This is a genomic window from Wenyingzhuangia sp. IMCC45533, assembly GCF_054111225.1.
This window is the reverse complement of sequence record NZ_CM134197.1, coordinates 1638024-1646937: the sequence shown is the minus strand read 5'-3', so window position 1 is coordinate 1646937 and position 8914 is coordinate 1638024. Positions and strand designations below refer to the sequence as shown.

General features: G+C 33.5%; 12 protein-coding genes and 1 pseudogene. All 13 read right to left on the bottom strand.

Going from position 1 to position 8914, the window contains the following annotated elements; genetic code table 11:
* Positions 1-178: 178 nt before the first annotated feature.
* A pseudogene (locus ACXGQW_RS07185) lies at positions 179-331 on the bottom strand (tail fiber protein); the annotation flags it as partial.
* A 94-nt stretch (positions 332-425) separates the two neighbouring features.
* Complete coding sequence (locus ACXGQW_RS07180; RefSeq protein ID WP_457821463.1) at positions 426-1019, bottom strand: phage tail protein; 594 nt, start codon at positions 1017-1019, stop codon at positions 426-428.
* A 10-nt stretch (positions 1020-1029) separates the two neighbouring features.
* Positions 1030-1395, bottom strand: a complete 366-nt coding sequence (locus tag ACXGQW_RS07175; protein WP_457821462.1) for a hypothetical protein — start codon at positions 1393-1395, stop codon at positions 1030-1032.
* A gap of 456 nt (positions 1396-1851) precedes the next feature.
* The gene (locus ACXGQW_RS07170) at positions 1852-2418 is read right to left on the bottom strand and encodes a DUF6252 family protein (protein WP_457821460.1); all 567 of its coding nucleotides are present in this window, start codon (positions 2416-2418) and stop codon (positions 1852-1854) included.
* Positions 2419-2585: 167 nt separating this feature from the next.
* Positions 2586-3446: an ATP synthase F1 subunit gamma gene (gene atpG / locus ACXGQW_RS07165; protein WP_457821458.1), complete on the bottom strand. Its 861-nt coding sequence runs from the start codon at positions 3444-3446 to the stop codon at positions 2586-2588.
* Between the two features lie 101 nt (positions 3447-3547).
* Positions 3548-5125 (bottom strand): F0F1 ATP synthase subunit alpha, encoded by a 1578-nt coding sequence (gene atpA, locus ACXGQW_RS07160; protein WP_457821456.1) that lies wholly within the window; start codon positions 5123-5125, stop codon positions 3548-3550.
* Between the two features lie 25 nt (positions 5126-5150).
* Positions 5151-5705 (bottom strand): ATP synthase F1 subunit delta, encoded by a 555-nt coding sequence (gene atpH / locus ACXGQW_RS07155; protein ID WP_457821454.1) that lies wholly within the window; start codon positions 5703-5705, stop codon positions 5151-5153.
* A gap of 8 nt (positions 5706-5713) precedes the next feature.
* The gene (locus tag ACXGQW_RS07150) at positions 5714-6214 is read right to left on the bottom strand and encodes a F0F1 ATP synthase subunit B (RefSeq protein WP_457821452.1); all 501 of its coding nucleotides are present in this window, start codon (positions 6212-6214) and stop codon (positions 5714-5716) included.
* Positions 6215-6309: 95 nt separating this feature from the next.
* Entirely contained in the window at positions 6310-6504 is a 195-nt protein-coding gene (gene atpE / locus ACXGQW_RS07145; protein WP_457821450.1) for an ATP synthase F0 subunit C, read from the bottom strand.
* A gap of 39 nt (positions 6505-6543) precedes the next feature.
* A complete protein-coding gene (gene atpB / locus ACXGQW_RS07140; RefSeq protein ID WP_457821448.1) occupies positions 6544-7707 on the bottom strand; it encodes a F0F1 ATP synthase subunit A in 1164 nt (387 codons plus the stop codon).
* Between the two features lie 102 nt (positions 7708-7809).
* Positions 7810-8217, bottom strand: coding sequence for a DUF6168 family protein (locus tag ACXGQW_RS07135; RefSeq protein ID WP_457821446.1), 408 nt, complete (start codon positions 8215-8217; stop codon positions 7810-7812).
* Between the two features lie 8 nt (positions 8218-8225).
* A complete protein-coding gene (locus ACXGQW_RS07130; protein ID WP_457824194.1) occupies positions 8226-8372 on the bottom strand; it encodes a hypothetical protein in 147 nt (48 codons plus the stop codon).
* Between the two features lie 34 nt (positions 8373-8406).
* Positions 8407-8817: a bactofilin family protein gene (locus tag ACXGQW_RS07125; protein WP_457821444.1), complete on the bottom strand. Its 411-nt coding sequence runs from the start codon at positions 8815-8817 to the stop codon at positions 8407-8409.
* Positions 8818-8914 lie beyond the last annotated feature (97 nt).

Below are 8914 nucleotides of genomic sequence, written 5' to 3'. Positions count from 1 at the left end.
TCCTAATGCTGGTTTAACTGCTGCTACTAGCATATTTCCTGTTTGGTGTTACACTAACGACGGTATCTTTACTTAGGATCACATGTTGACCTGAACCAGTGTCGTTAGAAGTGAGATGATTATGTGATGGAAGCTGCAGCAAATTTAAAGTAACACTTTAAATTTGTTGTCTTTCTTCTCACACGTAGGTAGACAATTTCGAACCACGTCCTGAATAAACAGTACACTTTTCTCTTAAATCTAGTAAATCAAATGTGGTTCTTCCGTCTACCCCATAAGTTGTTCCCAAAATAGAGAACAAGGCTGTGTTTTGAAAAATTAGTTGTAATCGACCTTGAAAAACACGAAAGCTATAGCCAGAAAATTACCAGTAAAAAGCACTATTTGACCTATAAATGGATTCGTTATAATATTTTGTTTAAAGGTTAGCTCCTAGATGGATAAACACCTTGCATCGCAATAATATAACTGACTGCCAAAAATGGTTGAACGTTTGTATGATACTGGCTTCCTCCATTATTTAGGATAGTTAACCCTGCATTACCACTTAATGTTTGTCCTTGCACTAGATTTGTTGGTGGTCCAAAAGACATCACGTCATCACCCGTTCCTAATGCTGGTTTAACTGCCGCTTTTGCTGGCACATCTCCTGGTTCAGGCGTTACGTTGACAGCGGCATCTCTACTTAGGAGCACATGTTGGTCTGTGGTAGAATTATCAATAGTTGAATGGCTGTGTGAAGGCATTTGGTTTACAGTCAAAGTAACCCTTTCTACCCCTCCTCTTTGCCCTAATTTTCTCGTAGAAAGTCCTGGCCCAGTACCATGGTTCATTGGCACTCTACCCCTTAAATCGGGTAGTGCAAAAGTAGTTCTCCCATCTCCTCCGTATGTTGTTCCTAATATTGAAAATAAGGCTGAATATTGGCTAATAGCTAATAACTGACCTGAGCAAAAAGCCCAACCCCTTGGTGCAAAATTTCCACCGAACATAACGATTTCTGCTATAAATGGATCCATGATATTTTTTTTAGTTGATTTGTAATTCGCTTATTCTCACATTTACCAGTGTTCCATTATCTGTTGTTAAATGACTTGTACCGTATTTATCAATGGTTAATGTTAACTGGCCTGTTCCATCGTAACGGTAGTGTGCTTCGCTTGTTGTAGCCCTTATCAACACTCCCATACTCTCAGTAGGAAAAGTTTCGTGTCCTTCTAGACCCTCGTCCTTAAGATCTATAAAACTAATGTCTCCCATACCAAAGACGATGAACACTACGTTACTCACATCACTGTAAGAAACCGTTAAATTTGAGTTAATAATTCGATCTCCCTCTTTTGTTTTGCCAATGATGTCATGGACATAATTGTTAACTACTTTTAAATTATACATGCTATTTTTTATTTTGTGAAGTGTTAAATATAAAAAAATAACATTACAAATGTTAATATAAAAAAATATTAAACTTATTATGTTTGCTTTTATAGCTATAAACTATAAAAAAGTTATCAAAATTATAGATATCGTCAGTTGACGACTATGCTTTGAAGAGCAAATTGATTACGGCTGGTCCATATCCCAATTACCATTTAATATAAAAGTAAAAATTCCCTTTTAGTATAAATACTTAGAGGGAATTTGATAAAACTCGATATAGTAATTAATGCCTAGGCATATAAGTAAATTTTAGTAATACTAAAAATAATATTCTCAAGACATCTCCTTACATTAATATTCAAACTAATTTTTTCTGTTATAACAATTAGGGCCTTACGTGAATCATAAAAAGATAACCCTCTAAAAAATCAGGATTGAACCTTGCTTTTGTTCTTAGTAAAGTAAAATTATTTACAAATTAATTTCATTAACTTGAGGTTTAACGCTAAACTGTCCCTCTGTAATGGTTTTGGTAGCTGTTCCATCAAAACTTGTCGCAACAAATTCAAATGTTCCTTTTACGGTAGTTCCGTCATCAGACGAAATTATAATTTTTCCTTGTTTAGGATTGGTCTTTTGCCCTAAGTGAGGTTTGTCATCTCCCTTAACGTGATAACTCATAGATAAACCTTCAATATCATAAGTTCCTACTCCTGTGTATTGACTAATAATAAGGGTAAACTTATCTAAATCTTTGTCTTTTGCCGTAACAGAGAAGGAAGCACTACCATTTGAAAATTTGTTACGTTTTGACTCCGTTTTATCTAGTAATGAGACAAATAATTCTCCATCTATTTTTGCCGATAAAGTCCCATCTTTTCCTATTCCTTCAGGGTCATCATCCTCCAATTTTGAAGGATCACTATCTTCTAATTGTGCATCTTGTTCTACTTCGGCAACACTTTCTTTAGATTCGTCACAACTTGTGTAAAATACGGACAAACCTAATATACCCAATACGATTAATTTTTTCTTCATTGTTTTAGTTGTTTTAATTGTTGCTAACAAAATTAACTTACAACTACAACGTATATCAATACGTAAAATACCGTATTTTTAAAACAAAAAGTCCTTTTAGTTGATTCACTAAAAGGACTTCCTATAATTAATTCTTAAATATTTACTATTTACAGCTTTTACTTCGTCTAATTGTTCAATGCTTCTGCTCCACCAACAATTTCTAAAATTTCGCCGGTAATAGCCGCTTGACGTGCCTTATTGTAAGTTAGCAACAATCCGTCTCGCAAATCTTTAGCATTATCTGTTGCTTTATGCATGGCTGTCATACGTGCACCGTGCTCAGCCGCAAAAGAATCGCGAATAGCTTTGTATAATTGTGTTTTTAGAGACTTAGGAATTAAAGCTTCCACAATTTCTTCTTTAGTAGGTTCAAAAATATAATCAGAAGATACGCTTCCTTCTACTTCTACAGGTTTTATTGGTAAAAACTGCTCTAAAGTAGCTATTTGAGTAGCTGCATTTTTAAACACATTATAGATAATTTCAATTTTATCAAAATCTCCATTCGCAAATAACTCCATTAACTCTTCTGCAATTACAGTTACATTATTAAAAGTTAATTCATCATAAATGGCCACGTTGTTGGTTAAAACATCATATTTTTTTGATAAAATATCGTTCGCTTTTTTACCAATTGTATATAGAGAAACTTCTTTACCTTGATATTTTTCAGAAATAACCTGCTCTGTTTTTTTGATGATAGAAGTATTAAAACCACCACACAATCCTCTGTTAGAAGAAATCACAACAAGTAATACTTTAGAAACTTCTCTCTGCTCTGCAAACGTTCCTCCGTTTTCGCTATCTAAAGTAGCACTCAAATTTTGTAATAGTTCCGTTAATTTATCAGCATAAGGTCGCATAGCAGTAATAGCGTCCTGTGCTTTTTTTAACTTTGCAGCAGATACCATCTTCATGGCACTCGTGATTTTCATCGTAGAGCCAATAGAAGTAATTCTGTTTCTAATTTCTTTTAAGTTTGCCATTCTATTTTAGTATTTAGTAACTAGTACAAAGTCCAAAGACTCTCACTAAAAACATATATAAATCAAGTACTGAATACAATGTACTCAGTACTAAAGACTTTTTATTTGTATTTTGATGAAATTTCAGCAGCCGTAGCTTCTAAAACGTCTAAAGAAGATTGCTCTAATTTACCTGACTTTAAAGAATCTAATACGTCTCTGTGCTTAGCATTTAAATACTCAATGTAATCAGCTTCAAATTCTTTTACTTTATTTACAGGCACAGATTTTAGTAAGTTTTTAGAACCTGCGTAAATAATAGCAATTTGATCTTCTACTGTGTAAGGATCGTTTTGCGCTTGCTTTAAAATTTCTACGTTACGTTGTCCTTTTTCAATGACAGACAAAGTAGCAGAATCTAAATCCGAACCAAACTTAGCAAATGCCTCTAATTCGCGGAACTGAGCTTGATCTAACTTTAAAGTACCCGATACTTTCTTCATAGACTTAATCTGAGCAGAACCCCCAACACGAGATACAGAAATACCTACGTTAATAGCTGGACGAACTCCTGAGTTAAATAAATCTCCATCTAAGAAAATTTGCCCATCAGTAATAGAAATTACGTTTGTTGGAATATATGCAGAAACGTCACCTGCTTGAGTCTCAATAATTGGCAATGCTGTGATTGACCCTCCTCCTTTGATCTTACCTACTAAAGAAGTAGGAACATCATTCATTTGAGAAGCAATTTGATCATCTCCAATTACTTTAGCAGCACGCTCTAATAATCTTGAGTGTAAGTAGAAAACATCTCCAGGGTATGCCTCACGTCCCGGTGGTCTTCTTAATAATAAAGATACCTCACGGTAAGCCACTGCTTGTTTAGATAAATCATCATAAACAATTAATGCAGGTCTACCAGTATCACGGAAATATTCTCCAATGGCAGCACCTGCAAACGGAGCGTATACCTGCATTGGAGCAGGATCAGAAGCGTTGGCAGCCACTACTGTTGTATATGCCAAAGCACCTTTTTCTTCTAATAAATTAACAATACCCGCAACTGTTGAAGCTTTTTGCCCAATAGCTACATAAATACAATAAACTGGCTTCCCAGCATCGTAAAATTCTTTTTGATTTAAGATGGTATCTAAAGCAACCGTAGATTTACCCGTTTGACGGTCTCCAATAATCAACTCACGTTGTCCACGTCCCACAGGAATCATGGCATCTACAGATTTAATACCTGTTTGTAATGGCTCAGTTACAGGTTCTCTAAAAATTACCCCAGGAGCTTTACGCTCTAATGGCATTTCAAAAGTTTCTCCAGCTATAGGTCCTTTTCCATCAATAGGAGTTCCTAAAGTATCAACTACACGTCCTACAATACCTTCACCTACGTTGATAGAGGCTATTTTTTCAGTTCTCTTTACCGTTGAACCTTCTTTTACTTCCGAAGAAGAACCTAATAATACAACACCTGCATTATCTTCCTCTAAGTTTAATACAATTCCTTGTAATCCTGATTCAAATTCAACTAGTTCTCCGTACTGCACATTTGCTAATCCGTATACACGTGCAATTCCATCTCCAATTTGTAATACAGTACCAACTTCATTTAAAGAACCTGTTGCTTCAAAATTAGTTAGCTGCTCTTGTAAAATTGCTGAAACTTCAGCTGGTTTTATTGCTGCCATCTTTATTTGTTATTTGATGTAATTTTTAAATTTTTGCTTCGTAATGACTATCGTCAAAACTTTTTTCTAATTCTCTTAAACTTTTTGCCAAACTTGCATCGTACTGAAGGTCTCCAACTCTTAAAATGAATCCCCCAATAATATCAGGATTTACTTCATTTGTTAGAGTAGTCTCGTTACCTGTTAGTTCTTTAACTTTAGCAATTACTTGCTCTTTAATGGCAGGTGTAATAGGAACAGCCGTAGTTACTTTGGCTACGTCAATAGACTTTAAGTGATCGTAAATTACTTGATAATCACTAGCTACTGTTTCTAGAACATTTAACCTTTTATTATTTGCTAAAAGTTTAATTAAACCTAAAGAATAGTTGTTTATCTGTTTTGCAAAAATAGCTTCTAAAGCATTTACTTTGTCTGATAGTTTGATAATTGGACTGTTCAATAAGACCTTTAAATCTTTACTCTCTTGAATAGTAGCTTCAATCAACTGCATATCTTTGTATACTGCCTCTTCGCTATTATCTGTTTTAGCAAGGTTTAAAACTGCTTTGGCATAACGTATTGCTGCTCTTGTGCTCATACTTTATATTAGTTTAAAGTAACTTCTTTTAAAGACTTTTCTACCAATTCTAATTGAGAAGCTTCTGAAGCTAATTCGCTTTTGATAACTTTTTTAGCAATCGCTATAGAAATTCCGGCAACCTGAGATTTTAACTCTGCTAATGCTGCATTCTTTTCTACTTCAATGGCTTTTTTAGCATTTGTAATAATTGTTTCTGCCTGCCCATTTGCTTCTTCTTTAGCATCAGCAACAATCTTATCTTTAATTTCACGAGCTTCTTTTAACATAGTGTCTCTTTCTGCTCTAGCTTCTTTTAAAATTCTTTCGTTATCAGCATTTAATTGCGCTAACTCTTGTTTAGCATTTTCAGCAGCTTTTAACGCGTTAGAAATACCTTCTTCTCTTGCATTTAATGCTTCTAAAATTGGCTTCCAAGCAAACTTACGCATTAATACAATTAAAATAACAAAGATAATTGCTACCCAGAAAAATAGACCAAATGAAAAATCGTTAATTAACTTATCCATCTATGTAAAAAATTTAATATAGTTTCTTTTATTTTTTTGTTTAAAAATACTATCTGTAACCAACCGTTACAGATAGTATTAATTTTTCTTAGTGATTATTTTCCTAAGATTAAAGCACCAAATGCTAAACCTTCTAATAATGCACCAATAATAATCATTGCAGTTTGAATCTTGTTAGCTGCTTCTGGTTGACGTGCGATAGCTTCCATTGCTGATCCACCAATCTTACCTAAACCTAAACCTGCTCCAATAACGATTAAACCTGCTCCTACTAATCCTGGGATTGCCATAATAATTGATTTATATATAATTAAACAAAAAATTTCTTTTTAGTGATGGTCATGTTCTTCTACAGCCATACCAATAAACAATGATGATAACATTGTAAAAATGTACGCTTGTAAAAAAGCAACCAATAACTCTATAACATTGATAAACAATGTTAACAATAACGATACTCCTATACTTCCTCCTGTACCTAATAATGCTTTACCTGTGTAGATTAAAGCTATTAATCCCATTACTACTGTGTGACCTGCGGTAATGTTTGCAAATAAACGGATTAATAAAGAGAAAGGCTTGGTAAACATTCCTAAAACTTCAATAGGTGCTAAAACTATTTTCATAGGAACTGGCACTCCAGGCATCCAAAAAATATGCTTCCAATAACCTTTATTAGCACTAAACTGCACGATAAAGAATGTAAACAATGCTAAACAAACTGTTACTGCAATGTTACCTGTTACATTAATTCCTAAAGGGGTTAACCCTAATAAGTTTGTAATCCAAATAAAGAAAAACACTGTTAATAAAAACCCCATAAACTTACGGTATTTCTTTTCTCCAATATTGGGTCTTGCTATTTCATCTCTTACAAAAAGAACTAGAGGTTCTAAAACTCTTGATACTCCTGTTGGAATTGGTCCTTTTTTATATCCGTTAGCCAAGCTTACGAATAACAAAAACATAATGATTGATATTACCAAAATTGAAAACACATTTTTAGTAATAGAAAGATCTAACGGGTGAACGTGATGTCCGTGTTCGTCTTCAATCAAATTACCTTGCGCATCAGAATTATAAATTTTACCGTGCTCTAAAACATAATGTTTATCACCCTTAGAAACTACTGCTTCTCCGTGGTGAAATTCAGAAGACATAAAAACTTTTAAACCTTCGTCTAACAAAATAACGGGTAAAGAAAAACCGTAATGATGTCCTGTTTTTTCGTCTGAAAAGAAAATAAAATCGTGAGAATCTGCTAAGTGATGTTGAGAGTAAGCTGTAATTTCTTCTTGAGTACTGATTCCGTCATTAGATCCAGCAGCATGATGAGAGTTGTGTTCTACACCAAGGTTTTCACTCGCTTGGTGTGCTACTTCTGTGTGATGACTTTCAGCCTCATGATGCTGATCATCGTTTGCCTGACTTGTAAACGGTATCAATGCTAACATAAATACCACTAAAACCTTTAGATTTAATTTTACTATCATTCTCTCTAGAATATTGATTGTTTTCAAAATTTGTGCAAATGTAAACAATAATTTAAAATAACTATATGTTTCTAACATTGTTTTGTGCAAAAATCTAAATCTTTATTCCTTTTTAAAAGTTTTAGTTAAATCGCTAATCTTCAATAATTTTACAATAAAAAGTTGCTCCATAACCAAATTTATTCCGAACGGAACAAACAGAGATAAAGCATCTTTGGTTTCTACTTCCCCTGAAGCATTTGTGGGATTTAAAACAAAAAATAAAATCAGCATTTTTAAAACACTAAGCCCTAAAAAAATAAAACCTATCTGTGCTTCAAAATTTCTATTTAAAAAAAAGATGGATACGCAAATAGATAACGAAAGTAAAGCGTTAGTTGCATAAGAAATAGGGATACTCACTACCACCCATTGTGTTGATGTTTCCATTCTTAAGTTAGCCCAATAATGCAATGCAAAAGCAATGATGTTGATAGCTATAAAAATTAGAGCGTTTTTAAAATTTGCCATTTAAAGCTTTATTCGTTGTTAAGTTTGTTTAATTGTCTCATTAAATTCCACACGAAAACAATTAATGAAAGAATGATTAATAGAAGGGTTATCCATGGTTTTTCAAAACCATAATACACATCAACTTTGCCTCCTAGTAAGGAAGATAAATACATCATGACTCCTAATTGCACACCAATTCCAGAAAATCTAAGAAACTTCCGAAATGTTTGGGTTTTGGGCTCTTGCTTCTGATTCATTGAATGGTTTTGCGTTTAACTCTTTAACCGAGCTTAACATTCTACAATTGGCATTGAATATAGCCCCTGGTTCTACTGTTAAACTCTCCATAAAAACCTCACCAGACATATTTGCAGTAGGTTTTAAACACAAAGAATTTTTAACCTCTAAATGACCTTCAAAAACACCTTCTACATCAGCATTTACACATTTTACTTTACCTACAATTTTTCCTTCAGGACCTATAATTACTTTTCCTGTAGTAATCAATTCTCCTTCAATAGTTCCATCAATTCTAAAATTCCCTTCGGATTCTATAGTACCCTTAAAAATAGTTTTCTTGGAAATTCTATTTCTTTCCGTGATTGAAGATTCTCGCATGCTACTGTTTTTCTTTTTATCAGAACTAAACATAAAATTAGATGACTTTTTAATAATAACTAGCCCAAAGTTAATTATTTATTCTTTAACATCAGTT

Excerpts from the sequence above, each read along its gene's own strand:
- ACXGQW_RS07180 (WP_457821463.1), bottom strand. The coding sequence starts at position 1,019 with ATGGATCCATTTATAGCAGAAATCGTTATGTTCGGTGGAAATTTTGCA.
- ACXGQW_RS07175 (WP_457821462.1), bottom strand. The coding sequence starts at position 1,395 with ATGTATAATTTAAAAGTAGTTAACAATTATGTCCATGACATCATTGGC.
- ACXGQW_RS07170 (WP_457821460.1), bottom strand. The coding sequence starts at position 2,418 with ATGAAGAAAAAATTAATCGTATTGGGTATATTAGGTTTGTCCGTATTT.
- atpG (WP_457821458.1), bottom strand. The coding sequence starts at position 3,446 with ATGGCAAACTTAAAAGAAATTAGAAACAGAATTACTTCTATTGGCTCT.
- atpA (WP_457821456.1), bottom strand. The coding sequence starts at position 5,125 with ATGGCAGCAATAAAACCAGCTGAAGTTTCAGCAATTTTACAAGAGCAG.
- atpH (WP_457821454.1), bottom strand. The coding sequence starts at position 5,705 with ATGAGCACAAGAGCAGCAATACGTTATGCCAAAGCAGTTTTAAACCTT.
- ACXGQW_RS07150 (WP_457821452.1), bottom strand. The coding sequence starts at position 6,214 with ATGGATAAGTTAATTAACGATTTTTCATTTGGTCTATTTTTCTGGGTA.
- atpE (WP_457821450.1), bottom strand. The coding sequence starts at position 6,504 with ATGGCAATCCCAGGATTAGTAGGAGCAGGTTTAATCGTTATTGGAGCA.
- atpB (WP_457821448.1), bottom strand. The coding sequence starts at position 7,707 with ATGATAGTAAAATTAAATCTAAAGGTTTTAGTGGTATTTATGTTAGCA.
- ACXGQW_RS07135 (WP_457821446.1), bottom strand. The coding sequence starts at position 8,217 with ATGGCAAATTTTAAAAACGCTCTAATTTTTATAGCTATCAACATCATT.
- ACXGQW_RS07130 (WP_457824194.1), bottom strand. The coding sequence starts at position 8,372 with ATGTATTTATCTTCCTTACTAGGAGGCAAAGTTGATGTGTATTATGGT.
- ACXGQW_RS07125 (WP_457821444.1), bottom strand. The coding sequence starts at position 8,817 with ATGCGAGAATCTTCAATCACGGAAAGAAATAGAATTTCCAAGAAAACT.